The organism is Alicyclobacillus sp. SP_1, from assembly GCF_024706985.1.
In the GTDB taxonomy this organism is placed as follows: Bacteria; Bacillota; Bacilli; order Alicyclobacillales; family Alicyclobacillaceae; genus Alicyclobacillus_I.
Genome location: NZ_JAMCCX010000028.1, coordinates 109042 through 133939 on the forward strand (window position 1 = coordinate 109042; position 24898 = coordinate 133939).

Here is a 24898-nt window from a genome sequence, read left to right on the forward strand (position 1 = left end):
GTGAAACCGGGTGACCGCCGTTGTATTGAAGGACTATGATCCGCTGTGGATGAGTCAATTCGAAGCGGATCGTAAACTCATTTCTTGTGCACCGGGTGAACGATTAAGACGGATTGAACACGTTGGGAGCACCTCTGGAAGAATATCATTCTCTTCCGTGACTATCTGAGAAGCCATCCTTCTGTAGCACGCGAATACGAGAAGCTTAAACAGAAGTTGGCAATTGAAAGTCGCGACCGCAAGACATACACGGATCTTAAGGGGCCATTTATTCAGGCAGCGTTACAACGCGCAAAGGCAACCTGACACATAGATTCGCCACATCCAACAAAAAATCGAGGAAATAGTCTTATAGAACGATTGGAGCGATGATGATGGGTGTTAGAGGCAAAGTGACAGTAACTCTCCCAGATACCGAGGGAGATTCGTTATGGCTCAGGGACTTGTGGGTAAACGAGTGGGGCGGAGACGCCATGATATCCAAAGGTAGGTCGTATACACTTGAAGATCTGGATGTTCTGATTGCCTGGGTTGACGGGATTAGGGTCGGAGCTGCGACCTATCATCGGACCATGGATGAATGTGAATTGATGAGTATCAATGCGATGGTAGAAAATGCGGGTGTGGGGAGTGCCTTGATTTCAGCCGTGGAAGAAACGGCCAAGACAGCCGGGGTAAGAAGGATTTGGCTTATTACGTCGAATGACAACTTGGATGCTTTGCGATTCTATCAACGACGCGGATATCGAATCGTTGCGGTCTATCCGAATGCGGTTGATGAAGCGCGGAAATTGAAATCGACCATTCCTGAAATGGGGTACTACGACATACCCATTCACGATGAACTTGAACTTGAAAAGTTGCTTTGAGTAATGGTCATTTTGTGAGTCGTTTTTAAACCATGGACTACCTAGCCTGTTTTCGACTCAGGCAAGGTAGTCCATGGTCGTTATGCTGACCCAGCGGCTCTCCTCTGTTTGACGAGGCGGTTCATGTAAGCAGTTATCACGCGGACCACGACTTATTGCGGCAGAGTGAGTTGTTTCGAGGGTTGATGCTTGGTTATGACCACACGGACAAAGCTTATGGGACTTCGGAGATGGTCTTAACAACTTTACCAAGAGCCAAGAATTCAACACGAAGCACAGTCGATCATGTGATGGATAAGTGAACTGACTTTGACGAGTTTGCAAGTAGTTTGGACCGACCAGCCGACCATGCCGCTAGGCTGGTCGGTATTATTTTGAAAACATCTTCATGACGGGCTATAATGACTTCCCGAAAGATATCTGAATAGAGCGGCAGGTGCCAGTTTCCATCTGATTCCCCCCCACATACTCTTTGTTTGTCATGAAGCGGCAGTGGCAACGTCACGCAGTCTGATGGGGGCGATATTCAATGGGGGACAAGGGCAATCGTACAAGTGTCATTGTCGTCAGCTACGGCAACTGGAAAATCACCGAGCGTTGTATTCATTCGATTGAACGTTGTACGAGTAACTATGAATTGGTTGTGATTGATAATCGATCGCCCGATGAAACGCCTGTACAGTTGATGGATTTTGCAGAGCATCATCGTGTGATTCTCAATGAAGAGAATATTGGGTATGCGGCAGCGGTCAATCAGGGAATTCGGATGACGGAGAGTCAAAAGATTGTCATTCTCAATAATGACGTCATTGTGTCCCCGAATTGGTTGGACTTTATGTTGCCGCTGTCGACTGTGGAAACGGTGGTTGTCCCCCTCTCTACTGCTTGCTATCACGGGCAAGAAATTCAAGGAGTGGACACCCATGTGACCGACGTCGAACTGGCGGAAATAGCAAAAAGAGTAGCGATGCAGAATAAGAACAAGTTCAAGTATTTGAATTTTGCGGCTGGATTTTGCATGCTCTTTGACCGAGAGATGTTTAACCATATTGGTCTGTTTGATGAAGATTTAAGACTTGCCGCGGATGACTTTGAATTAGCTATGAGGATGAAGAGACGCGGTTATCGTTTTGTTTTGTCTTTGTCCACGGTGGTGCTTCATCTCGGTCATCGGGCTTTTCAATCGGACCTGGAGCGTGCGGAATCTATGGCCAGTGCCAGTTGGCGTCACTTTGAAAAGAAATATCCGCAGGTCTTGATCTCCGATTTTGAGCAGGAGTTTCAGGAGGATGGCGGGCCTGCGTTCCTCTATCTCCCCGAAAGTGTCGTACAATGGAGTAGTACACCAATGGTGGAGAGAGGCGATGAATGATGGAATACGTAAAACTCGGAAAAACCGGTTTGGAAGTGTCGCGCATCTGTCTCGGCTGCATGAGTTATGGTGTGCCGGAGCGGGGCAATCACGCTTGGGTTTTGCCTGAATCGGAAAGTCGCCCATTTTTTAAGCGTGCACTGGAATTAGGAATTAACTTCTTTGATACGGCAAACGTCTATTCTGATGGGACGAGCGAAGAGATTGTGGGTAGAGCGCTAAAAGAACTGACGAAGCGCGAAGAGGTTGTACTTGCCACGAAGGTCCACGGGCGGATGCGCTCCGGACCGAACGGGCAAGGTTTGTCGCGAAAAGCGATTTTTCACGAGATTGACCAAAGTTTGCTTCGTCTTGGCACCGACTACGTGGACTTGTATCAAATACACCGATGGGACTATGAAACTCCAATTGAGGAGACGATGGAAGCGCTGCACGATGTGGTCAAGGCTGGGAAAGCGCGCTATATTGGGGCTTCCTCCATGCATGCATGGCAGTTTTTGAAAGCGCTACATACAGCAGACACACACGGTTGGACACGATTTGTGTCCATGCAAAATTATGTAAATTTACTCTATCGCGAAGAAGAGCGGGAAATGTTGCCGCTTTGTTCCGAAGAGGGTATTGGAGTCATTCCGTGGAGTCCGTTGGCCCGGGGGCGCCTGACTCGCGATTGGGATGAGAAGACAGCGCGGTCAGAGACGGATGCATTTGGACGGTCGCTCTATGCTCAGACGGAGGATGCGGATAGGCGGATTGTCGGCGTGGTGGCGGAGATTGCAAATCGGCGTGGTGTGTCCAGGGCACAGATTGCTCTGGCGTGGGTATTGCAAGTACAAGCAGTGAGCTCTCCAATTGTGGGAGCGACAAAAATGCACCATTTAGAAGATGCAGTGGCGTCTTTATCAATTCAACTGACTCCGGAAGAGGTAGGGCGTTTGGAAGAGCATTACTTGCCACATCCTGTCCTCGGATTTAAGTAAGGGGCGTCTACGGGTTCTTCGTTCGCGCGATACGTCCCCAGGAGGTGGTTCCGAAAAGATGGTTGTTTTGCTCGTGTCGCTGGTCCTGTATTGTCTACTGTTTGTCGCAGTGGGGTGGATTTTTCGGACAAGGGTCACCATGGCCCTTGTCGTCCCTGTGGTTCTCGGCTTTTCCGCCTTGTTTGTGGCCCTTTCCATTCAGTCTGTAGTTTCCGCCATCGTTGCCGGACTGCTAGGGTCGTATTCACCGAGCAATCCACGAGATGGCTTGATGTTTGGGTTCATCGATGCCATTTGTCAGCTGGGCGCCAAGTTTTTAACCATCTTTGCCGCTACAAAATTGGTGTCGAAAGCCCGTATCAGTGATATCGGCTTAGCCGTTGGTTGCGGATTTGCCTTGTCTGAGTTGGCCATCGTTTCGTCCGCAGCATCCCCGTTGCACCATACCGTGTTGGTTCGCGTTCTGGAACGCGTCGCCGCTTTGTTGTTCAACGTGGCCAGTTGTCTGATTCTCGTGAGTGCGGTCTACATCGGCAATTTGCGCGAGAGATTGATTCTGGTCATCGCCTACCAGACCATCGTCGATGGCCTGGTGGCTGCAGTCAGTCGCTTTCCTGTTTGGATACCCGTCTACGAGTGGGGGCAGGTTGGTGCTGGTATCGTCTTGCTCGGTTTAGCCGTCTGGTGGATTCGTCGCAGTCCGCTTGTCGATCCGCTGAAACGCAGCTGACCATCTTGCGTGTATCGCGACTTACGGTGTGGATTTGTCCGCCTCCACGCACTTCACTTCGTCGCTGACTGGGAACCAGCCGGGTGTGTTCACGATGGAATTCCAGAGCGGTTCCGGCACAACGAGGGTTTCTCTGTCTTGCTTCGTCAGCGATATGCGAATGTCGTTCGTGCGGTTTGACGCCACTTTCTCTACCCACTCCGGTTCGACCACGATCTCTCTCCCCAGTGCGAGGAGAGGCACTCCGGTCGCGAGAGCCAATCGCGCTTCATCCGGCGTATGAATTGAGCCGACTGCCATGAGTGGGGTCAAATGTCCGATGTGTCTTTGCAACTGCAGTACGCGCGGCGTCTCGATGTCTGCGGCGCGTCTGGGGCGGGACCAAAAGTCGCTCAGCGACACGTGCAGATAGTCCGGTTTTCGCTTGGCGAGTTCGGACGTCAACGCAAAGGTGTCCTCGAGTGTGATGCCATCGTCGTCCGCTTCTTCCGGAGAAAAACGATAGCCGACGATGAATGGCCTATCTGCATGCAGCGCCACCGTGCGTTGAACTTCTTCCAGCACTGCCAGGGGAAACCGCATGCGCCGCTGCAAATCTCCACCCCAGTCATCGGTACGTCGGTTCGTATGCGCTGAAAAAAATTGCTGCAATAGGTATCCATTGGCGCCATGAATTTCAACGCCGCTGAACCCGGCTTTTATGGCGCGCCGAGTCGCTTCCCCGAAGTCTTGCACGATGGAGAGAATCTCTTCCTCGCGAAGAGGGCGAATGGGTTGCGCGGGAGCGCGTTCTAGACGCACATCGCTCGGACCGACGACATCTCCGTTTTCGACGAGGTCTGGTCGGCAGGTTCGTCCGCCATGGAAAATTTGCAAGATGGCCTTGGCGCCTCGCACCTCGATGGTTTCTGCCAGTCGCCGCAATCCAGGAAGGTGACGGTCGGCTTGCACACCAATCTCGCCATCGAAACCGACGCCACTCGTCGAGACGTACGCACAGGCCGTGATGACCATGCCGACGCCACCGGATCGAGCAGTGTAATATGCGATTTCCTCTTCACTGACGGTTCCGTCCGCGTGGGATGAGAAATTTGTCATGGGAGCCATAACCATGCGGTTTCTTACAACAAAGTTGTCTCGTAACGCAAACGGTTGAAGGATGGGGTCTTGAGAACTCATTCGAAGGTATCTCCTTTTTATACGGTGATTTTGGAGGATGCATCGCCGAAATTCGTGCTATAAAAAAGTAAGCATATGCTTTAGTATACGGACATTTGAAGGGAGCGTCAAATGAATGCGAAAATCCATGCTTCGGTGGGGTATTCTTGGCTGTGCCGATATTGCAGTGCGTTCGGTCATTCCGGGAATTGCGGAGTCTGACATGGGGGAGGTGGTAGCCATTGCGAGTCGATCCGCCGCAAAGGCGAAAAGCACCGCTGCAGACATGAACATTCCGCGCTGGTATGGAAGTTATGCCGAGTTGCTGGCGGATGAGAACGTCGACGCTGTGTATATTCCCTTGCCAAATCACCTCCACTGCGAGTGGACATTGGCCGCGGTGGGTGCGAAGAAACACGTTTTGTGCGAGAAGCCGATGGCGCTTGACGCGGGGGAAGCTGCGCGGATGGAAGACGCGGCTAAAAGTGCCAACGTGGTGCTGGCCGAGGCTTTTATGTATCGTTATGCGCCGCGTATCCACAGACTCAGGGAATTCGTAAGGGACGGAAGTATTGGCGAGCTTCGCGCGGTACGGAGTGGGTTTACTTTTCACAACGCCGAAGATTACGCCAATGTGCGGTATCGGAGAGAGATGGGCGGCGGATCGATCTATGATGTTGGCTGTTATCCGCTCAGCATGGGTCGCTTCTTGTTCGAGGAAGAGCCTAGCGCTTTGACAGTCCAAGCACTTTTTTCAAACCAGCACGATGACGTGGACATGATGGCATCAGGGCTCGTTGAGTTTGGCGGTGGAGCGAGTCTGACTTTTGACTGTGGTATGTGGGCTGCGGGAAGAAACTTCGCCGAGGTGGTGGGGACGGAAGGACGATTGGAGTTGCCAAACGCGTTTACTGGGGATACAACTATTCTTCTCTGGCGCGGTCGGGAAGCGCACGCCCTCCCAGATGTTGAGACATTTCCACGCGTCAATCACTATGCGCTTCAGGCGGACGCTTTTGCGCGAGCGGTTTTTGGACAAGAAGCTCTCGAATATCCAGCCGCGGACGCAGTCGCCAATATGCGTTTGGTCGATGCCTGCCTGAAGTCTGCTAGGGAACGTCAGCGCATTGTTCTCGCACCTTGACTTTCGCATGCGGCTAGAGGGCACTGTCGACAGTCTCTGGAGCAGAGCGTCGGGTCGCTGGGAGTCGCAAAAACAGCAGTCCGCACAGCCCTGCCACGCCGACAAAGACTGCCGCTGCAGGTACGGCAAGCGGCCCAGCGGGATGGCCTAGCACATGCATGAGCCAGCTTCCCCCGCTCGCTCCAGCAGAGGCGCCGATGGCCATGGACAGCGAGGCTACACCGAAATAAGTGGCAATGTAGGAAGGGTTGGCGAGGGCCGCCGTGTAGGTTTGCCGATTTGGCAGTGCAATGACCGATCCGATGGAAATCGTCACCACGGGAGCTAACAAAGTGGCGAGGTTGACGTGGAAGAGCAGCGGGATCCACCCGATGCTCATCACAAGCATCCCAATCGCCATGAGACGAGGCGCGGACCACAAGTGGCCACGCCTTGTCATGAAAGCTACCATAGGATAAGAGGCAGCAATCTCGAGGATGGCTTCTAGGCTGAACAGTTCACCAAGCGCTGACTTTGGGGCGTGTAACGTACTCAATAGGTCTGGAATCGCAATGTACATTTGTTGGTAGATGACATAGTAGCCCATGAAGAGAACAACGAATGCTAGAAAGAGGTAGTTCTTGCGAATGGAGTGTACACCGCGCCAAAAAGTGGGCTTCTCTACGGGACGGGCCTGTCTCTTTGGGAGAATGAATAAGCTCGCGATTCCCAAAACCATGAACAGCAGACCGGAAATCCAACAAATGAGCGAGAAATGATGGAAGACTAAAAAGGCTCCGAGCACGGGTCCGACCGTCGTTCCGACATTGCTTGCCGCCTGGCGAATTGTGAAAGCGCGCGCCTGTTTGTCGGCGGGAATGAGCGCCACCAGGGCAGCATTTTGCGCAGGGCCAAACAGAGCTCCGCCGATACCAAACAAGGTGGCGGCAAGAAATAGCCATTCGCTCGGTCTCATGACGCCAAAGAGAGCAAATCCGATGGCGCGGATGAGACAGCCGATGAAAAGCACAAGACGATAAGGGACGCGGTCGGAGACGTATCCGCCAAAGAGTTGCAGACCTTGTTGTGCGAGGATTCGAACGGCATACAGGTTGCCGACGAAGAGCGCTGTGGCACCCAGGGATAGATAGTGAATGGAGAGCATCGGGATGAGCATAAAGAACCCGAGGTTCATCAACATCGACTGCCCAAACAGGAAATACACAGGGATGCTGAAGCGAGTTGAAAGGGGTGGGGCACCTGCCGTCGTCAAGGAAAAGACCTCGCTCTTAGAAAGTCGGTTTTGCTATTCTAGCACACTTCCGATTTCTAGCGCACAGTTTTCGTCAACAAGATACTTTCACCGAGTCGTCCGCAAGATGCAAATTCGAATCTCTTAGTATGGGAGGAAATATATTGCAACGGCAAAATCGTCGACATTATGAACGCTGGCTCTACCACGGTTCCGCCAAGCCCCTTCCTTTGCTCTGGTTTGCGGCTATGATGGCCGTTCTTGTCCTACTGGACGGCGCACATATGGGAGTCATCTGGTTGGTCCCGCCATTTGCCGCAACTTTGAGTATTCTGGTGCTACTACCTGAGTCTCCGATTGCACAGCCTTTCACGGTCATCGGTGGGTCTACCATGGGTGCCAGTGTAGGTACGCTGGTCTCTCTGTTTGCTCGAGGGCCGATGGTCGCGGCTCTGACTGCGGTGATATTACTTGCTGTCTTACCGGCGATCCGCTTGTACCACCCGCCTGGTGTGGCACTGTCGATGTATCCTTTGCTACTGCGGCCAGGCTTGCTGTTTCCGCTTGAGGTGGTGCTTCCTTTTACCTGTGTGGCTGTGTGTTCCGCTGCACTGCTCAGTCGATTTGCCTCCAAACGGTGGCCTGTTTATCCCGTGGCACTCAGGGACTCAACGAAAAAAACGGAAAATCAAGAGAGCTGATGGATGCCTCGAAAAGGTTTTAGTGGAATATACAGACAATAATAATGATGTTCGGGAAAGTTTCGCAAGGGTTAAACATAAAGTTTTATGAATTTTTATTCCGGATGTAAGATTACATGACAAATCCTCTTGATACGCCTTTGCTCATCCTGTACTGTACTGGTAACAGAAAAGTCAGCATTGTTGCAAAAAAGCTGACAACAGGAGAGGAGAGGCGATCATCTTGTTCCTTCCGTCACCGTCCTTCGTTAATTCTGGAGACAACGCCTGGCAATTGACCGCCGCTACATTTGTGGGACTGCAATCCATTCCGGGACTCGCGATTTTGTATGGAGGTATTGTCAAAAAGAAGTGGGCTATTAACTCTGCAATGATGGCGTTTTATGCATTTTCTGTGGTTTTGATTGTCTGGGCCATGTGGGGCTACAGCATGGGTTTTGGAAGTCCACTCGACTTAGGGCCGGGTATCCTATCCAATATGGTCGGTCGCCCTCATCCGATTTTAAATGGACTTCTCGAATCTGGGCGAGCTAATGTTCCCTTAGCTTCGAGTGGCATGCCGTCCCTGCGCTTTCCTATGTCGTCTATGATTTATTTTCAGTTTGTTTTTGCTGCCATTGCCCCAATCATCCTTGCTGGAGCGGTGCTGGGTCGCATGAGCTTTAAGGCGTGGATGTTGTTTGTGCCTATCTGGTCTACGCTCGTCTACAGTGTCAATGCGTTCATGCTTTGGGGAGGCGGGTGGCTCGCACAACTCGGCGCTGTGGATTACAGTGGGGGTTACGTCATTCACGTTGCAGCGGGTGTGTCTGGTTTTGTTGCCGCAGCGGTCGTTGGACCGAGACTGGCACAAGACCGAAAGAACTTCAATCCAAATAATCTGATGATGGCAATGGCGGGCGCGGGTATTCTCTGGCTTGGTTGGAATGGCTTCAACGGCGGTGACCCATACTTTGCCAATGCGGACGCTGCTGTGGCTGTTTTGAACACGAATCTCGCTACGGCGATGGCTCTGATTGCCTGGCTCTTTATGGATTACTTCAATACAGGAAAAGCTTCGTTAGTCGGCTCTATCAATGGCATGATTTGCGGGCTTGTTGCCATTACGCCAGCAGCGGGATACGTGAATGGATACGGAGCTCTCGCGATTGGCCTCGTAGCTGCTATCATTCCGTGGTACACTATGAATCGCCTTGGCTCCAAAGGGATTTTCAAGAAAGTTGATGACACGCTCGGGGTGGTGCATACACACGCCATTGCGGGTGCCATTGGTGGGCTGATGACAGGAATCTTTGCGGACCCGAATTTGCTTGAGTACATTGGAGTGAAAGGGACTCCAAGTGCTTCGGTTACTGGTTGGCTTTATGGGAATCCTCGACAATTTCTTGACCAGTTGATAGCTTTACTCGTCATTGTTGCCTATGATGCGGGCATGACTTACGGTATTTTAAAGCTCATCAGTCTTGTGGTACCCCTTCGTCTGTCGGACGCCGCTCTTGAACATGGAGACATGGAGGTGCATGGCGAGACATCGGACGACCGCGATGAAGAGATGCAGACTCCAGTACGTCCGCCCATTCGAGTACCTCAGCCGGTCTATGCGAAGAAACGGACTGTGTCTCTGAGTCGTCCCGAGAATTGATGGTGCGTCATTGCGTTGCCTTGACAAGTGCGTCGACCATCGGTTACACTACCGCTTGCATGCTAAGTCAAGATGTATTCAGACGGAGGCCTGCATGCGGTATGCGGAAGTGGCTCAGGGGTAGAGCATCGCCTTGCCAAGGCGAGGGTCGCGGGTTCGAATCCCGTCTTCCGCTCCATAGGATGGCGGCAAAGATGGTCCGATTGGTGGGCTATCTTTGCCGCACCTCTCGGAGAGATGGTCGAGTGGTTGAAGGCAGCGGTCTTGAAAACCGCCGTAGGTGCAAGCCTACCGTGGGTTCGAATCCCACTCTCTCCGCCACGTAGGGATAAGACAAGGCGCGGAGTTCCGATGGTCTCGACTGGAGACCGGAAGCCGCGCTTTTGATTTCTTCTGAAAAGCGATTTTTTTGACGAACCATGTTCATACTGCGCCCGTCGTATTGTGTCATGCGCCTCTTTGTTACTCCTCTGTTCGAGAACGCATTTCTCATGGTTAAGAACGCATTTTTCATGCGCTTCGCGGATTCCATAGTGGTTTTACGCAGTTTCAGCACCGTCTGAGGCGTTCATTGGCAACTTTACCTTTCAAAATATTGTTCAGTTGGCGCCCCGATGGGGAAGTCTTCATGGCCCTAGGCGTCTTTCAACACAACTTCAATACAAATCACATACACTGTCCATGCTGGACAAGGGAGGTTTGACGCATGAAAGTTCACTTCTTGGTTTGCATGAAGTGTGAAACAGAATGGGACGCCGAAGAAATTCCCACGCTTTGCCCTCACTGCGGGTCAGAATCTTCCGACTTGATGTTAGACGGTACGATTCATTTTGCTCACTTCCAAGAAACCTTAACGGATATTCCCTCAAGCCTGTAGTCCATGCGGTGTCTGACTGACGACCTTAGAAGGGATATCCTTTGTCTCGGGCTGGGGGAGTTTGGCCAGTCTCATGTACTTATCGACCATTCCTAACACATCATGACGATTTAAGTTTCCTAGGAGCGAGATGGGTTCGTTTCGCTTTCCTGGTGTCACCGGATAGATAGGTACTGGCTGGACGGACAGTCGTCCCACTGGCACTTCAAATAAGACGGTCTCTCGATAACCAGCCGCAGAGACAATTGCGGTTGTAGTGTCGAGAGGACGCGTTTCTGAGAATCGTGGATCCGCTTGAGCAGGGACGGTCGCAACAAAGTTTCCTTCGGCGTTCGTCGTGCCAATTTTCACGATACTTCCATCCGCACCAATTAGGATGACATGTGCCTTGGGTATTTTTTTCTCTGATTTGTCGGATGGGCTGTAGACTCGAAACTCAACTCTCCCAGTCTTTAGGATGTGTGCCGTGTTGGTGGGTGAACTCGTTGCTTGACTTGCAGGAACCTCTGTCGAGATGCCGACGAAAAGAGTGGTTGCTATGCAGGCGACAGAGCCAAACCCTCTTTGCAATATTTTCCTAGCTGTGTTCATGTCGCGAGTTCCGCCTTTCTGCCGTTTCACAATTAGGGTACATTGTAGTAGTTCCCATCTCATGCAAAATCATGAGTTGCGAAACGGAAGAACGACGGTTGAAGTAGGGGCATGTAGTTGAGTGCTGTTACCACCCACTGGAAGTGGACGACGAAGATGAGTCTTTGCTGGAACCAATCACCGGGTTGCTCGAGAAAGTTTCTGATGGACGGACAACGTACCATTTCTTCAGTACGCCGTTTCCGCTGGTTTGTCCAGCCGTTGTATCTGCACTGTACGTGTAAAGCGGAATCCCGTTGTAGGTGAGCTGCTCCTTTCCGGTCGATCTCGCTGTTTCTCCAACTTTTCCTGTGACGCCAGGGCCGACGGACAGGGAAACACCCGGCTTCACTAAGACGGGCGGCCAAAGTGCAGCGTTGGCCCCGTAGACCGTACTGTGATTCTTCTTGTCCCCAGTAAAGCGATAAACAGTCATACCCTGACTGTTAACAAGAATGTTCCCCAATTGGCTGTTTTTGACGACGCGCAGTACGGGTGTGGATGAGGATGTTCCACCACTTGAGCCACTGCTGGCAGAACTACTGCTGGTTGAACTAGAACTCGTTGTCGCGGCCGCAGTTCCACAGCCCGTAACCAGAGCGAGTGCGAGAATTGGGGCCGTCCACAAGGCAATTCGGGATTTCATGGGATTTACCTCCTTGTTTAGTCATTGCGGAAAGCACACGCTGTGCATACGCAGAGGCTCATGAAGTCAGATTGTCAGTGTCTATGCCGTTCACCCACTTCTATCTAATCACGGATGAGAACTTTTTTCAAAAGGGCCTCGCGTTCGGGGATGACGAGCAAGGCGATGAAAAGCACAGTGAACAGAGAATTTGAAATCAGCAGAAAGTGATGTTTTCGTTTGAACTCTTCGTCGAAAAGTGCTTCCCCGAGGCTCAAACGCGCTAAAAATATAAAGGCTCCAAGCCCGGCGAGCCGTGCTTTTTCCTGTGTGTACCGTTGAGAGCGAGAAAATGTCGAATCCGCCTCAGAGGTTTTTTTCATGTCCACCAGCTCTTCGTTAGAGATTTCATGGAAAGGCCCATGCAAAGCGTGAAGACTAAGGGTAGAAATGAACGACGTCGATTCATTAAATGAAAGGTCCGCATAGGGCGAATAGGCTCGTGCACGGAGAAAACGGTCTTGTGGCGTCAATTTCACACATACGTCATGGCTCTTTGGGCGCAAAGTACAGGAACTGGAAAGGGTGACGAGCCAACTTTCCTCTCGTGCGTCGAGGCAGTCAGGCTCGAATGCTGAGAAAGACCGTCAATGCAGCCGCAGGCCAGAGCATCGGGACGAGAATAATCCACCGAACAGCTCGTGGCCATCGGTGGAATTGAATCCAAGACAATAGAGAGCATGCAACAACGGACAGCGGGTAGGTCACAATCGCGGTACTTGTGTGAACTGCCCAACTCGTGGCTCCATGGTTAAACATAGTAGGTGCAATTGTCAGCGCGTACCACCACGGAACAAACAGAACTGCGTAAAAAACTTGAAGTAAAATGAGATATGCCCGCATGGAAACCTCCTCAATCGCCAGCGGCAATTGTTTGCGACTGCCCCCGTTCTCTCTTCTGGTGCGAGTGGATGAAGCACGGGAGAACTCGTTAGGAACACATGCCCCGAGGCATCGTTAGGAGGCACCTCGGAGCATGTCGTGACCAGAGATGCTGCAGAGGGCCGTCAAGTCACGAACCGTGTACCGTTTGAACCACATTGATTACGACGACGACCGCCATAAAAATTACGTAAATACGCAGTAACCAGATGGTCATCTTCAATCCTGGACCGAGTTTGCGCAGGGTCAAAGCTTTTGTCTTTTCTTCACTCTCTGCATGCTCTTTGAGTAATTCTCGTATTTTTTCCGGCTGTTGAGCTAGTCTGGACATGTTGAGTTTATCCAACGGTTCCGTTTCAGGAAAGTCTTTAGACAACATGTTCGAGCCCTCCTCACATGAGTTTATCAAGACTGTGCGTGGTCTGTCACTGCCGCAAAACTACGGCTGTCAAGGAATCGGCATGCTACGGATTTTTATAGATGAAGTGACGGGAAAATGACGGTGAGCGCGTAGACGATGCCCGCTAAGGAGACGAAGACACCTACGCCAATTCCCAAGACGTTTAAGAACCAACCGTTGCGGTGTTCGCCCATCACCTCTTTATCGTTGACGAGGATGAGCAGGAATCCAATCGCAGGAGGCATGGTCAGTACGGCAATTACGTTGACGATGATGACGACATATTCCAGTGGGAAGTGTGGTATGACGACCACTCCACCAGTGACAATCAACGTCAGAAACAGCATGCCGTAGAACGATTTTGCTCCCTTGAATGAACTATTTAAGCTGTGCGTTTGTCGGCGAACTTCTCCATAAGCATAAGCGGATGATGTCGAGATGGTCGTCGCGGCAACGAGGCCTGCTTCCATAATGCCTAAGGCAAACATCGCGCCGCCCACGTGTCCGATGTAGGGAACGAGCGCTTGAGCGAATTGGGCTCCGCCAAACTGGCTGGCGTTCATGTGGTGAATGTACAGCGGCGCAGTCGCGATGACGGCTGCAATGGCCGTCAAAGCGGCCAGAATTGCCCCGATGCCAGTATCCAGCCTGCCCTGAAACACATCTCGGATGGAGAGGCCTTTGTCGCTGACGGCTCCCTGTTGAAAGAACAACATCCACGGCGTGATGGTCGCTCCGATGTCGGACAGCAAGATGATAATGGTGTTTGAACTGCTACCGCCGGGTAGTGGACTCCAAGTCAAAGTTGCGTGAGCAACTTCTCCCCAATTAGGGTGGGCCATAATGGCTAGTGGAATGAAGATGAGGTTAAAGGCGGCCAGCGCCATGACCATTCGCTCCCACGACCAGTACCTTCGGAAAGAATACGCACAACTGATGATGATGATAGCCCCAAGAACGGCGGCCCAAGCCGGAATTCCGAAATATCCTGCGCCAGCGACCACGCCAACAAATTCTGTAACAAGTGTCATCAAGTTGGTGACCAAAAGGTCTCCCATGGCAAAATTGCCCCAGAATCGGCCGAATCTGCGATAAATTAATTCCGCGTGACCGGCTTTTGATACAGCTCCCAGTCGAACGGTAATTTCTTGAGCGATGAATGCTAGAAAGAAAGTGAAAATGATAAACGGGATGAAGAAGCCTATGCCAAACTGAGATCCGGTCGCGGCGTAAGACAGCATCGACGGTGCGTCATTTTCCCCCAACATGACCAAAATCCCTGGTCCAATCAGTAACCAGAATAGCCACAGCCATCGACGGTTTCGACGGGCTTGAAGAACCTGCAGTCTGTCGGATGCGCGGGCTGCATCCTCACGGTCTGCTGCTTTCACTGACATGCTTGACACCTCCGAGAAGTCATCTTTAGGTTAGAGCCAGTTTGTTTGCCGAAGGAAACATGATGGGCGCAGGTGCTCCTTATGGAAAAGACCCGTAACAAAGTGGAACCGTTTCGGTTGGGTACAGGCTTACGACAGGTATGATGTCACTAGGACGGACTAAAAGTGTTTCCCTGAGCCAACATCCGCTTTCATGGTATGCTCTTCGCTTCTCGACGTCAACTGGTCAAAGTGAAATTGTAAAAAGAAAATTTCTTGATGGCATTTCACCCCATGCTAGCCTGAATCGCACTCTATGGGGGACGGGTTTTGGAGTGATATACTGAGGAGAAGAGGTTGTCAATGACGTTGTCCACAAGAAGTTTCTGACCATTAGTATAAGGAAGAAGAGGTGTTGCTTTGTGGCGGTAGCAAAAGTCATTCGAGCTTTGCGGGGAGTAGAGAAGCGTTGCAAAGGCTGGGAGCAGGAAGCGGCCATGCGGATGTTGATGAACAACTTGGACCCGGAAGTGGCTGAACGTCCTGATGATTTAGTGGTTTACGGTGGAAGTGGCAAAGCCGCTCGTAATTGGCCCGCGTTTGAGGCTTTGGTTCGGACGCTCGAGACCCTTGAAGATGACGAGACCATGCTTGTGCAGTCCGGCAAGCCAGTCGGCGTGTTCCGCACCCATCGAGAAGCACCTCGAGTGTTGATTGCAAATTCCCTGCTCGTCCCGCACTGGGCAACGTGGGAGAACTTTCGAGAGTATGAGCGAATGGGTTTGACCATGTTTGGTCAGATGACGGCAGGGTCGTGGATTTACATCGGATCGCAAGGGATTCTTCAAGGAACGTACGAAACGTTCGCTGAAGCAGCCGTTCAAGCGGGATTGCAGTCTCTTTCTGGCAAGTGGGTCGTCACGGCAGGCCTTGGCGGAATGGGAGGTGCTCAACCGTTGGCTGTCACTATGAACGGTGGGGCGGTCTTGGCTGTAGAAGTCGACGCCGAGCGGGCAAAGCGAAGGGTGGAGACGAAGTATTGCGACGAGATTGCCTATGACTTGAACGATGCACTAGCGCGTGTGCGCGGGGCTGCGGAGCGTGGGGAAGCAAAGAGTGTCGCCCTCATTGGAAACGTGGCCGATGTGCTGGCGGAGCTGGTGCGGCGTGGCATAACTCCTGACTTTTTGACGGATCAGACGTCTGCGCACGACCCGCTGAATGGCTATGTCCCGACGGGTTACTCAGTGGAATCGGCGGCAGCACTGCGGTCGAGCGATGCAACTGCGTACGAGCGACTGTCCCGGCAAACCATCGCGCGGCATGTGGAGTCGATGTTGGAACTGAAGCGTCGCGGAGCTGTCGTTTTCGATTATGGCAACAATCTTCGCCAAGTCGCGTTTGACGAAGGCGTCAAAGATGCGTTTGATTTCCCGGGTTTTGTGCCTGCTTACATCAGGCCTCTGTTTTGCGAAGGGAAAGGTCCGTTTCGATGGGCGGCATTGTCTGGAGACCCGGCGGATATTGCGAGGACAGACGATTTAGTGCTTGAGATGTTTCCGGAAAATGAGCGTTTGTGCCGCTGGATTCGATTGGCTCGAGAAAGAGTCCAATTTCAAGGATTGCCCGCGCGTATATGTTGGCTTGGCTACGGGGAACGTGCAAAATTCGGATTAGCACTCAATGAACTGGTGCGGACTGGAGAGATTTCTGCACCCATTGTCATTGGCAGAGACCATCTCGACACAGGGTCCGTTGCAAGTCCGAACCGAGAGACCGAGAGCATGAAAGATGGTAGCGATGCGATTGCGGATTGGCCCATTTTGAATGCGTTGGTGAATACAGCGGCTGGCGGAAGCTGGATTTCTGTACACCACGGTGGTGGAGTGGGAATTGGATTTTCTATTCATGCCGGGATGGTCGTCGTGGCGGATGGGTCCGAGATTGCTCGGAGAAAGCTGGAGCGGGTTTTGACAACAGACCCAGGCATGGGCATCTTGCGCCATGCCGATGCTGGATATGAGACGGCCATTGCCACGGCGGAACGGACAAAACTGCGCATACCCATGCTGGAGGGCTGAGACGTTGACGGTCACACTGTACAGCGGGATCAAACAATTGGCGACGATGCAAGGCGGGCCTTCGGGGCCGCTTTGCGGCAAAGCGATGCGAACCGCGCAAGTGATTTGCGACGGAGCTATCGCGGTCAAAGACGGACGGCTGGTGGCGGTGGGGGAGCGGCCTGACGTGGAGGCGGCACTGCCAGCGGATGTGAATCGTGTGGATGTAGGGGGCAGACTGGTTACGCCCGGCTTGGTCGACCCGCACACGCATGTGGTCTACGCCGGCTCGCGCGCATCGGAGCTGGAACAAAAATTGAACGGTGTTCCGTATCTGGATGTCTTAGCGGCAGGTGGCGGGATTTTGTCAACCGTGGAGCAGACGCGTGCCTCCTCACTGGAAGAGCTGATTGCCGCTGCCAAGGGTCGCTTAGAGACCATGCTGGCGTATGGGGTGACATGTGTCGAAGCAAAAAGTGGTTATGGCTTAGACTGGGCTACAGAGGAGCGCCAGATGCTGGCGGTTCGTGAATTGGCTCAACGAGGGCCGCAACGCTTGGTCTCCACGTTTCTTGGAGCCCATGCGATGGCTCCAGAGTTTCGTGAGCACCCCAGTGCTTTCGTGGATGCAGTGGTAGGGATGATGGCACGTGTGGCTGAGCAAGGGCTCGCCGCGTATGCGGACGTTTTTTGCGAGACGGGCGTCTTTTCTGTGGAAGATTCTCGGCGAATTCTGCAAGCGGCACAGGCGGTTGGGCTTGGCGTAAAAATTCATGCGGACGAAATCAACCCGCTCGGCGGTGCCGCCCTTGCCGCCGAATTGGGCGCGGCCTCTGCCGACCACCTGTGTGCCGCCGCCACCGGGGATTTAATAAAAATGGCCGAGGCGGGTGTCCTCGCAGTCTTGCTTCCGGCAACTACTTGGTATCTGGGCAAAGAGATGGCACCAGCCCGACGGATGATCGACGAATGCGGCCTTGCGGTGGCTCTCGCCACCGATTGTAATCCGGGTTCCAGCCCGACCGAGAACCTTCAATTGGTCATGCAGTTTGCTGCGCATCAGATGCGGATGACGCCCATCGAAGTCTTGGCGGCAGTGACGCGCAACGCTGCGTACGCGATTGGGTGCGGTGCAGTATCCGGTCAGCTCGAAGTGGGCAGGCCTGCGGACTTTGTGATTTGGGACGTTCCAGATGTGTCGCATTTGGTCTATCACTTTGGCACCAATCAGGCAGCAGAAGTGTATATCGACGGTCGTCTGGTCGCGAAACGGGGGTGCGTGCTGTGAACTATCGCCACTTAGTACCGGCCGGAAAAGGCGGTTATCGAGATACAGAAGACCGCAAAGTAGTCGACTGGTTTAAGACCTCCAAGGACGTAGGCACCGTGGACGTAGGCACCGTGGACGTAGGCACCGTGGACGTAGGCACCGTGGATGTAGGTCTGCTTGGTGTGCCACTCTCGAAGACGTCCATCTCGCACTCGGCCGCGTTTATGTTTCCAGCCTCTGTGCGCCAAACGTTTGGAGCGTTTTCGACGTACAGTGTGGAATCGGACATCGACCTCTCAGAAATGTTGGGCGCAGCGGATTTTGGCGACGTGGCTATGCATCCAACGGATCTTCAGCGCTGTTTGCACCAGGTCGAGGAGGCGTTTTTCGACTACTGGACCCGTCCGGGTGCAAAATTGACGCTCGTTCTGGGCGGAGATCACGGTATCACGGCGCCGATTTTGGCGGCCCGTGCTGCCGTCGACTCTCGTTTCGCCGTCCTGCACTTTGACGCTCATCACGACTTGAGGAATCTCGAAGATGGCGGTCCCACGAATGGGACGCCGTTTCGTCGGTTGCTTTCGGGCGGCCATTTGCAAGGGGCGCGGCTGGCTCAAGTGGGACTGAGGGACTTCGTCAATGTGCGGGCCTACACGCAGTACGCGCGCGACCACGGCGTACATTTGGTGCCGATGGGGGAAGTCCGCCGAAATGGGCTGCAAACCGTCGTGGAACGTGCCTTGGACGCCATCGCGCCCGAGCCCGATTGGCCCATCTATGTTTCGTTCGATCTCGATGTGCTCGATCCTGCCATTGCTCCGGGGGTTCCAGCGCCTTCTCCGGGCGGACTGGGCCTCTTCGAGGTCTATGATGTTCTCCAGTTCCTTGGCGCGGACCATCGTGTTTTCGCACTCGATTTAGTCTGCGCCGATCCGTTGGTGGACGTTCGTCAAACAACATCGCGATTGGCTACCACCCTGTTGTTGCATTTTTGCTTGGGGCGCGCAAAGGGCAAAGGGAGCCAATGATGGTGCCTGCAGTGCGTGTTGCGGATGGGGAAAACTTTTTTCGCTCAATGGCCCATCGAGCGTTGACATCCCCTCGGAAGCTTGTTATTATCAAGGGCGTCGCTTTCAAAGGACGAACGAGCACAGTAGCATTTCCGCGGGAGCCGGGGCCTATAGCTCAGCTGGCTAGAGCGCACGACTGATAATCGTGAGGTCAGAGGTTCAAGTCCTCTTAGGCCCACCAAGAAGACGAAAAGCTCTTGCGTGAAACTGCAGGATGTGGTATAATGGTAAGGTCGCTATTTTCGAAATGTGCCCGTAGCTCAGCTGGATAGAGTGCTTGACTACGAATCAAGAGGTCGGGAGTTCGAATCTCTCCGGGCACGCCATGCCGAAGTGGCGGAATTGGCAGACGCACACGACTCAAAATCGTGCGGGAAACCGTGCCGGTTCGAGTCCGGCCTTCGGCACCATAGCGGGGCTATAGCTCAGCTGGGAGAGCGCTTGAATCGCACTCAAGAGGTCACCGGTTCAAATCCGGTTAGCTCCACCAATGGATGTTCCTCGATAGCTCAGCGGTAGAGCATCCGGCTGTTAACCGGAGGGTCGTAGGTTCGAATCCTACTCGGGGAGCCACTTTAGGCCCCATGGTCAAGCGGTTAAGACACCGCCCTTTCACGGCGGTAACGCGGGTTCGAGTCCCGCTGGGGTCACCATGGGCGGTTAGCTCAGCGGGAGAGCACTCGCTTCACACGCGAGGGGTCGGCAGTTCGATCCTGCCACCGCCCACCAGTGAGCCTCTTCGCTTCTTGAAGCTCATCGCTTTATTGGAAGTACTTCGGTTTGGAAGGCTTTTGGTTCTTGTACGACTTACCTACAGGTACATGAACGTTGTTATGTGAAGTGTTTGTTTTAACTCGTCGCGGGGTGGAGCAGTTGGCAGCTCGTCGGGCTCATAACCCGAAGGTCGCAGGTTCGAGTCCTGCCCCCGCAACCACATGGAGCTGTGGTGTAGTGGCCTAACATGCCTGCCTGTCACGCAGGAGACCGCGGGTTCGAATCCCGTCAGCTCCGCCACTGTTTTATCGTAGCCGCACCCTCTGCGAGGGCCTATAGCTCAGCTGGCTAGAGCGCACGACTGATAATCGTGAGGTCAGAGGTTCAAGTCCTCTTAGGCCCACCATAGGTGGTCCTTTTTTTATGTTCTCCATTTCTGTCGGATTGACGAATCCCTCGCACTGCGGTAGGCTGAACGAGAGTCGAGCAGAGATGGAACATAGATGAGTTGAGTTTGGTGGAGCCGAGAGCGTCTGGCAAAGTCTGTGAAGAGAACGGTTTGCCGCACACAGTCAACGGCTGTGTCTTTTCGTCGTCCGGCCCCCCGATTTTAGGAGGGTGTCAACATGTTGCTGGTCATTGATAATTACGATTCGTTTACTTACAATTTGGTCCAGTATTGCGGAGAACTTGGCGCAGAGGTGAGAGTCATTCGGAACTCTGCCCCTCTGGCGCAAGCGTTCGACATACGCCCAACCCATGTGCTTGTTTCGCCTGGTCCCTGCACTCCTTCAGAGGCTGGAATATCGTTGGAAGCCATTCACCATTTTGCTGGGCGCGTGCCGGTACTTGGTGTTTGTTTGGGGCATCAGGCCCTCGGGCAGACGTTTGGAGGGCGGGTCGTTCGAGCGGATCGACTGATGCATGGGAAAACTTCCATGGTTCGGCATGTGGCCGATCCGCTGTTTGCTTCGGTCCCTCCAGTATTTCAAGCGACGCGCTACCATTCCCTGGTGGTAGATCGCGCCACTCTGCCGAGCGATTTTACAGTCACTGCAGAGACCGACGATGCCATCATGGCTCTTCGCCATCGACCAACGGGCGCAGTCGGAGTGCAGTTTCATCCAGAATCCATCTTGACGGAGTCTGGCAAGACGATACTGGCGAATTTTCTTGCAAGCTGAGGGGGTGATGGCGTGTTGAACGAGACCGTTCGTGTGGCAAAAGTGGATATAGACCCTTTTTACTTTTATTTGCAGTGTGTTCGTCAGGCGGGCGACCACGATGTCTATTTGCTCGATGCGGCAAAGGATCGCGAGACAGATACTCGCTATCAATTGTCGATTCTCGGACTGATGCCGCTGTTGGAAGTGCAAGTGAAGGACGGATGTACAGCCATCTATGTCCGGCATGGCTTAGACCGAGTGGTTCAGGAAGTGTTTGCCGCGGCGCCGCGCCCAGCACAGGCTCCTATGTTTCGCCCGTCTTCCGTCGGGATGGAGCCGAGTGTTTTGTTAGCCGGGGACCCAATTCCTATTTTGGAACAGTTGCGTCAAACCCTTCGCGGCATGGTGGGTACGGAGAACTGGGAACCATTTTCATCAGGCTTTCTCGGGTACTTAGGGTACGATGCCGTGCACTACCTGGAAAAACTCCCGAAGACGACGGTTGATGACCGGCAGCTTCCCGACATCAGACTGCAATTTCACGCCTTGACAGTTCATTTGCGCGGTCACGAAGCAAAGATTTTTTCGATACCGAACCAAATGATTCAGTATCTCACGGGAGCAGACGCGTCAAGGCTGGAGTCGTTGGTGAAAAACGTCTCGCGGTTAGTCGATGTCTATACGGCAGACGAGCCGGAACTCCTTGCAAGTGCCAGAGACCAATCGCAATCGCCGACTGACATCATCGATGATGTCGCTCCGCAGACTTACATGGATAATGTCAATCGCGCTCGAGAATACATTCGCGCAGGCGACATCTTTCAAGTTGTGGTTTCGAAGCGCATGCGTACCGAAGCCAGACTTCACCCTTACGTCGCTTACGACCAACTTCGCAAATTGAATCCGTCCCCGTATATGTTCATGACCGAATACCCGGACATGCGACTTTTTGGCGCTAGTCCTGAAGTTCAATTTCGAACGGTCGACGGGTCGGCGGAGATGAAACCCATCGCAGGAACTTCGCGAGGGCGCGGTCAGACTCCCGAAGAAGATGCCGAACTCATGAACAGACTACTCGCTGATGAAAAAGAGCGCGCTGAGCATGTGATGCTCGTCGACCTTTGTCGCAATGATCTAGGCCGCATCAGCGTCATCGGGTCCGTCCATGTTCCGCAGTTTATTGTCGTCGAACCCTATTCTCATTTGTTCCATTTGGTCTCTCTTGTTCGATCTCGATTGCGAGACGATGTCTCTGTCTTCTACGCGCTACTCGCCACGTTTCCGGCGGGCACGCTGTCGGGGGCGCCAAAAATTCGCGCCATGGAGATTATTGATGAACTCGAGACGTTGCGCCGTGGACCGTATGGTGGACTGATTGGCATGGTCGACTTAGAGTCGAATGCCAATACCGCTATCATCATCCGTTCCATCGTGGAGACAGACGGGCAATATTATATTCAAGTGGGCGCGGGAATTGTGGCAGACAGTGACCCGAGCACAGAGTGGCAGGAGTGTCATCGGAAGGCGGGCGCACTTGTAGATATTTTGTCACGTCCGTTGACCGTGCAAAAGTGATATACTGGTTGTGAGATCCATCTGCGAATGGAGAGGAAGCTCCTCCAGTCTTTTGGGACACTCCAGCGTGAGGAGGAAAGCACATGGAGAACGGGTTTCAGTTTGACTTGTCGGCGGCTGCTTGGCGCAACAGTATTGCGGACGAAAGAGCTTTCGTCGAGGCATTGGCAACACGTTTCGAGGGAGCGCTGCCCGATAAAACAGTCATTGAACGGCAGCACGGCTTGTTTGTCAAGTCGCCGCGGGTAGAGTGTATTCGTATTAGTTTTGACAGTGAGGAATACACATTGCACTTTTCTGGTAAGCATGGTATTAGGACGGAAATTAGCAAAGTGGTTCGCGGGATTCGCTTGAAAACAGAGACCGTGCCATTTCCGGACTGGCTCGATGCTCTGTCTCAGGAAATCTCTCGTTATGCCGAAGGACACGACGAACTGCACGCCAAGTTGCTGGAGTTTTTAATGTCCTAATAACGGCGAAAGGGGGGATGTTGACCAGTGTGGTTTCGCCGAAAAAACCCTGGTGGGATGACGCGAGAAGAATTGCAGGAGCGCATTCGTCGCAGCGCGGAGCGCGCGGCCAACGCGGAGGCCGCTCTGGAACGAGGGGAACTGCCGCGTTACGTCTATGACCGAGCAAAAGAGCAACTAGCTCACGAATTACCATGGACGAGTGATTTGACTGTCAGTGAATGGGCGGTTTTGTCCCGGTACAAGCTTCGCCCACTTGGGTTGGTGATGGGATGCTGCGTGTATCACCTGGGAACGCGGGGTAAAGCGAACGCAGCGAGCTACTACGGGTCGTACTCGTTTGTGCAGCAGGAACAGGCGATGTACGATACGCGAGCTTTGGCGCTTCACCGGCTCAGTCAAGAGGCCGCCTTGTTGGGTGCCAATGCGGTGGTCGGAGTAGAGTTGGAAATTCGTGAGGGACTCGAGCAAGAAACCTTAGAGCTTCGTGCTTTCGGAACTGCTATTGTGGTAGAGGGATTATCTGTTCCTTCAAGTCCGCTCCTGTGTACCGTGTCGGGTCAGGACTTAGTTCGCCTGTTGCATGCCGGGAGTATGCCAGTCGGCTTGGCGATGGGTGTGGGAATCTACTATCAACAAAGCGACCGTCAAGACATGTGGCAAATGGGTAGCTACTACAATCAAGAGATGTATTCGTATTCGGATGCGGTCTATCAGGCGAGACATCGTGCGATTACGGCAATGAAGCATCATGCGGCGGATGTCGGCGGGAATGTGGTTCTAGCTCATCACACGTCCATGCATGTGGAAGAAGTCGAAGTCGAGGTCGAAGTGGGATTCGAAGAAGTCGATAGCCGAACGAATCACATTGTTGAATTTTTCGCTATGGGAACGATTGTATCGAATCGCGGTCAAGTTCATCCGGAGCGGCCGCAACTGGTCGTGTCCCTCAACGATTCAAATTCATAACATGAGGAGGCGAGTTGTTTGTCGGTGAATGGAGAGGATTTACCAAAACACGCACTGGAACGCTTGCAAGGCTTGCGAAGACAGGGGCATCCAGGGGGCGTTTTCACCTCAGACCTGTCCGTCAATGAATATCTTCTTGTTCGGGATGCGGGGTTTGAGCCCATTGGCTTAGTGGTAGGTTCGTCAATATATCACATCGGCTATCAACAAGGGGCCTGGCGCCAGAGCATGGAGATGGATGTACTGACCCAAGCAATGTACCATGCGCGCGAACTCGCCATGAGCCGAATGGATGAAGAGGCACAGGCTTTGGGAGCAGATGGAGTGGTTGGCGTCCGCATTGAGGTCAACCGATACGAGTGGGGCGCGGATATGGCCGAATTTATGGCGATTGGAACCGCGGTGGCGTCTCGTGAAACTCCAGGTAAGTTTCGCTCCAATACGGGTAAGCCGTTTACATCCGATTTGTCAGGACAAGATTTTTGGACGCTGCTGCAGGCAGGTTATCGCCCACTCTCGCTCGTTATGGGGAGTTGCGTATACCATGTTGCGCATCAAGGAATGCTGCAGGCCATGCGCAATGTTGGCCAAAATGTTGAGTTGACAAATTTCACGCAAGCGCTGTATGACGCACGCGAGCTCGCAATGGAAAGAATGCAAATGGAAGCTCATGAAGAGAAGGCAGAAGGCATTGTCGGGGTGCGCTTAGAAGAGAAATCGCATGGATGGGGGTCTCACGTCATTGAGTTTTTTGCCGTTGGGACTGCTGTAACTCCTATGCGGGAAGATCATAGCATTGCTCGCCCGCAGATGATTTTGTCATTGAACGACTAGAACGGACAAAAGGTTCACGAAATGCTCTAGAATTTCCGCTCTAGAACGCTGGCAAAATCCGGTGACTGTGATATGCTGAGACTGTACTCACCC

At 53.0% G+C, this 24898-nt stretch carries 25 protein-coding genes and 12 tRNA genes; 29 read left to right on the top strand and 8 right to left on the bottom strand.

All coding sequences use genetic code 11. The features are described from left to right. Window positions 1–10: 10 nt before the first annotated feature. The 6 genes from M4I36_RS16860 to M4I36_RS08780 all read left to right on the top strand — a co-directional run bounded on the left by M4I36_RS16860 (window position 11) and on the right by M4I36_RS08780 (window position 3951). Window positions 11–169, top strand: coding sequence for a GrpB family protein (locus tag M4I36_RS16860; protein ID WP_374985837.1), 159 nt, complete (start codon window positions 11–13; stop codon window positions 167–169). Then, window positions 145–306: a GrpB family protein gene (locus M4I36_RS16865; RefSeq protein WP_374985929.1), complete on the top strand. Its 162-nt coding sequence runs from the start codon at window positions 145–147 to the stop codon at window positions 304–306. Before M4I36_RS16860 ends, M4I36_RS16865 begins: the two co-directional genes overlap by 25 nt. 68 nt (window positions 307–374) lie before the next feature. Continuing rightward, on the top strand, window positions 375–869 hold the full coding sequence (locus tag M4I36_RS08765) for a GNAT family N-acetyltransferase (RefSeq protein ID WP_374985931.1): 495 nt from the start codon (window positions 375–377) through the stop codon (window positions 867–869). A gap of 529 nt (window positions 870–1398) precedes the next feature. Then, window positions 1399–2241 (top strand): glycosyltransferase family 2 protein, encoded by an 843-nt coding sequence (locus tag M4I36_RS08770; protein WP_258111358.1) that lies wholly within the window; start codon window positions 1399–1401, stop codon window positions 2239–2241. Continuing rightward, window positions 2241–3221 (top strand): aldo/keto reductase, encoded by a 981-nt coding sequence (locus M4I36_RS08775; protein ID WP_258111536.1) that lies wholly within the window; start codon window positions 2241–2243, stop codon window positions 3219–3221. Before M4I36_RS08770 ends, M4I36_RS08775 begins: the two co-directional genes overlap by 1 nt. Before the next feature lie 58 nt (window positions 3222–3279). After that, complete coding sequence (locus tag M4I36_RS08780; RefSeq protein ID WP_258111359.1) at window positions 3280–3951, top strand: hypothetical protein; 672 nt, start codon at window positions 3280–3282, stop codon at window positions 3949–3951. A gap of 21 nt (window positions 3952–3972) precedes the next feature. Here M4I36_RS08780 and M4I36_RS08785 read toward each other — a convergent pair whose 3' ends face one another. After that, entirely contained in the window at window positions 3973–5130 is a 1158-nt protein-coding gene (locus tag M4I36_RS08785) for an NADH-dependent flavin oxidoreductase (RefSeq protein ID WP_258111360.1), read from the bottom strand. A 115-nt stretch (window positions 5131–5245) separates the two neighbouring features. On the opposite strand from M4I36_RS08785, the gene M4I36_RS08790 reads away from it, so the two are divergent. Beyond that, window positions 5246–6253, top strand: coding sequence for a Gfo/Idh/MocA family protein (locus tag M4I36_RS08790; protein ID WP_258111361.1), 1008 nt, complete (start codon window positions 5246–5248; stop codon window positions 6251–6253). Window positions 6254–6266: 13 nt separating this feature from the next. Here M4I36_RS08790 and M4I36_RS08795 read toward each other — a convergent pair whose 3' ends face one another. Further along, window positions 6267–7505, bottom strand: coding sequence for an MFS transporter (locus M4I36_RS08795; RefSeq protein ID WP_258111362.1), 1239 nt, complete (start codon window positions 7503–7505; stop codon window positions 6267–6269). Between the two features lie 143 nt (window positions 7506–7648). Between M4I36_RS08795 and M4I36_RS08800 the strand changes: the two genes are divergently transcribed. From M4I36_RS08800 to M4I36_RS08815, 4 genes are all read left to right on the top strand, one after another. Beyond that, window positions 7649–8185: an HPP family protein gene (locus M4I36_RS08800; protein ID WP_258111363.1), complete on the top strand. Its 537-nt coding sequence runs from the start codon at window positions 7649–7651 to the stop codon at window positions 8183–8185. Between the two features lie 223 nt (window positions 8186–8408). Further along, a complete protein-coding gene (locus M4I36_RS08805) occupies window positions 8409–9827 on the top strand; it encodes an ammonium transporter (RefSeq protein WP_258111364.1) in 1419 nt (472 codons plus the stop codon). Window positions 9828–9930: 103 nt separating this feature from the next. Beyond that, a tRNA-Gly gene (locus M4I36_RS08810) sits at window positions 9931–10005 on the top strand. Window positions 10006–10058: 53 nt separating this feature from the next. After that, window positions 10059–10148 (top strand) — tRNA-Ser (locus M4I36_RS08815). Window positions 10149–10692: 544 nt separating this feature from the next. Here M4I36_RS08815 and M4I36_RS08820 read toward each other — a convergent pair. From M4I36_RS08820 to M4I36_RS08845, 6 genes are all read right to left on the bottom strand, one after another. Then, window positions 10693–11295: a hypothetical protein gene (locus M4I36_RS08820; protein ID WP_258111365.1), complete on the bottom strand. Its 603-nt coding sequence runs from the start codon at window positions 11293–11295 to the stop codon at window positions 10693–10695. A gap of 127 nt (window positions 11296–11422) precedes the next feature. Beyond that, window positions 11423–11980: a COG4315 family predicted lipoprotein gene (locus M4I36_RS08825; protein ID WP_258111366.1), complete on the bottom strand. Its 558-nt coding sequence runs from the start codon at window positions 11978–11980 to the stop codon at window positions 11423–11425. A 104-nt stretch (window positions 11981–12084) separates the two neighbouring features. Further along, the gene (locus M4I36_RS08830) at window positions 12085–12342 is read right to left on the bottom strand and encodes a hypothetical protein (protein WP_258111367.1); all 258 of its coding nucleotides are present in this window, start codon (window positions 12340–12342) and stop codon (window positions 12085–12087) included. 238 nt (window positions 12343–12580) lie between these two features. Continuing rightward, window positions 12581–12862 (bottom strand): hypothetical protein, encoded by a 282-nt coding sequence (locus M4I36_RS08835; RefSeq protein ID WP_258111368.1) that lies wholly within the window; start codon window positions 12860–12862, stop codon window positions 12581–12583. A 169-nt stretch (window positions 12863–13031) separates the two neighbouring features. Then, on the bottom strand, window positions 13032–13280 hold the full coding sequence (locus M4I36_RS08840) for a hypothetical protein (RefSeq protein WP_258111369.1): 249 nt from the start codon (window positions 13278–13280) through the stop codon (window positions 13032–13034). Between the two features lie 95 nt (window positions 13281–13375). Further along, a complete protein-coding gene (locus tag M4I36_RS08845; protein WP_258111370.1) occupies window positions 13376–14698 on the bottom strand; it encodes an NRAMP family divalent metal transporter in 1323 nt (440 codons plus the stop codon). Between the two features lie 401 nt (window positions 14699–15099). Between M4I36_RS08845 and hutU the strand changes: the two genes are divergently transcribed. The 18 genes from hutU (at window position 15100) to M4I36_RS08935 (ending at window position 24805) form a co-directional block, all read left to right on the top strand. After that, window positions 15100–16758: a urocanate hydratase gene (gene hutU, locus M4I36_RS08850; RefSeq protein ID WP_258111371.1), complete on the top strand. Its 1659-nt coding sequence runs from the start codon at window positions 15100–15102 to the stop codon at window positions 16756–16758. Window positions 16759–16804: 46 nt separating this feature from the next. After that, the gene (gene hutI / locus M4I36_RS08855; RefSeq protein WP_258111537.1) at window positions 16805–18025 is read left to right on the top strand and encodes an imidazolonepropionase; all 1221 of its coding nucleotides are present in this window, start codon (window positions 16805–16807) and stop codon (window positions 18023–18025) included. Further along, window positions 18022–19035: an agmatinase family protein gene (locus M4I36_RS08860; RefSeq protein WP_258111372.1), complete on the top strand. Its 1014-nt coding sequence runs from the start codon at window positions 18022–18024 to the stop codon at window positions 19033–19035. Before hutI ends, M4I36_RS08860 begins: the two co-directional genes overlap by 4 nt. A gap of 146 nt (window positions 19036–19181) precedes the next feature. Continuing rightward, window positions 19182–19258, top strand: a tRNA-Ile gene (locus M4I36_RS08865). Window positions 19259–19326: 68 nt separating this feature from the next. Continuing rightward, window positions 19327–19403, top strand: a tRNA-Arg gene (locus M4I36_RS08870). A 1-nt stretch (window position 19404) separates the two neighbouring features. Then, a tRNA-Leu gene (locus tag M4I36_RS08875) sits at window positions 19405–19487 on the top strand. A 4-nt stretch (window positions 19488–19491) separates the two neighbouring features. Beyond that, window positions 19492–19567, top strand: a tRNA-Ala gene (locus M4I36_RS08880). An 8-nt stretch (window positions 19568–19575) separates the two neighbouring features. Continuing rightward, window positions 19576–19650: transfer RNA gene (locus tag M4I36_RS08885), tRNA-Asn, on the top strand. Between the two features lie 5 nt (window positions 19651–19655). Then, window positions 19656–19730 (top strand) — tRNA-Glu (locus M4I36_RS08890). A gap of 1 nt (window position 19731) precedes the next feature. Then, window positions 19732–19806: transfer RNA gene (locus M4I36_RS08895), tRNA-Val, on the top strand. 129 nt (window positions 19807–19935) lie between these two features. After that, window positions 19936–20011: transfer RNA gene (locus M4I36_RS08900), tRNA-Met, on the top strand. Between the two features lie 3 nt (window positions 20012–20014). Next, window positions 20015–20091: transfer RNA gene (locus M4I36_RS08905), tRNA-Asp, on the top strand. A gap of 29 nt (window positions 20092–20120) precedes the next feature. Beyond that, window positions 20121–20197: transfer RNA gene (locus M4I36_RS08910), tRNA-Ile, on the top strand. Window positions 20198–20417: 220 nt separating this feature from the next. Continuing rightward, window positions 20418–20975 (top strand): anthranilate synthase component II, encoded by a 558-nt coding sequence (locus M4I36_RS08915; protein ID WP_258111373.1) that lies wholly within the window; start codon window positions 20418–20420, stop codon window positions 20973–20975. A gap of 12 nt (window positions 20976–20987) precedes the next feature. After that, on the top strand, window positions 20988–22532 hold the full coding sequence (locus tag M4I36_RS08920; protein WP_258111374.1) for an anthranilate synthase component I family protein: 1545 nt from the start codon (window positions 20988–20990) through the stop codon (window positions 22530–22532). An 83-nt stretch (window positions 22533–22615) separates the two neighbouring features. Then, window positions 22616–23002: a hypothetical protein gene (locus M4I36_RS08925; protein ID WP_258111375.1), complete on the top strand. Its 387-nt coding sequence runs from the start codon at window positions 22616–22618 to the stop codon at window positions 23000–23002. Window positions 23003–23029: 27 nt separating this feature from the next. Then, window positions 23030–23971, top strand: a complete 942-nt coding sequence (locus tag M4I36_RS08930; protein ID WP_258111376.1) for a heavy metal-binding domain-containing protein — start codon at window positions 23030–23032, stop codon at window positions 23969–23971. A 24-nt stretch (window positions 23972–23995) separates the two neighbouring features. After that, entirely contained in the window at window positions 23996–24805 is an 810-nt protein-coding gene (locus M4I36_RS08935; protein WP_258111538.1) for a heavy metal-binding domain-containing protein, read from the top strand. The last annotated feature ends 93 nt before the right edge of the window (window positions 24806–24898 follow it).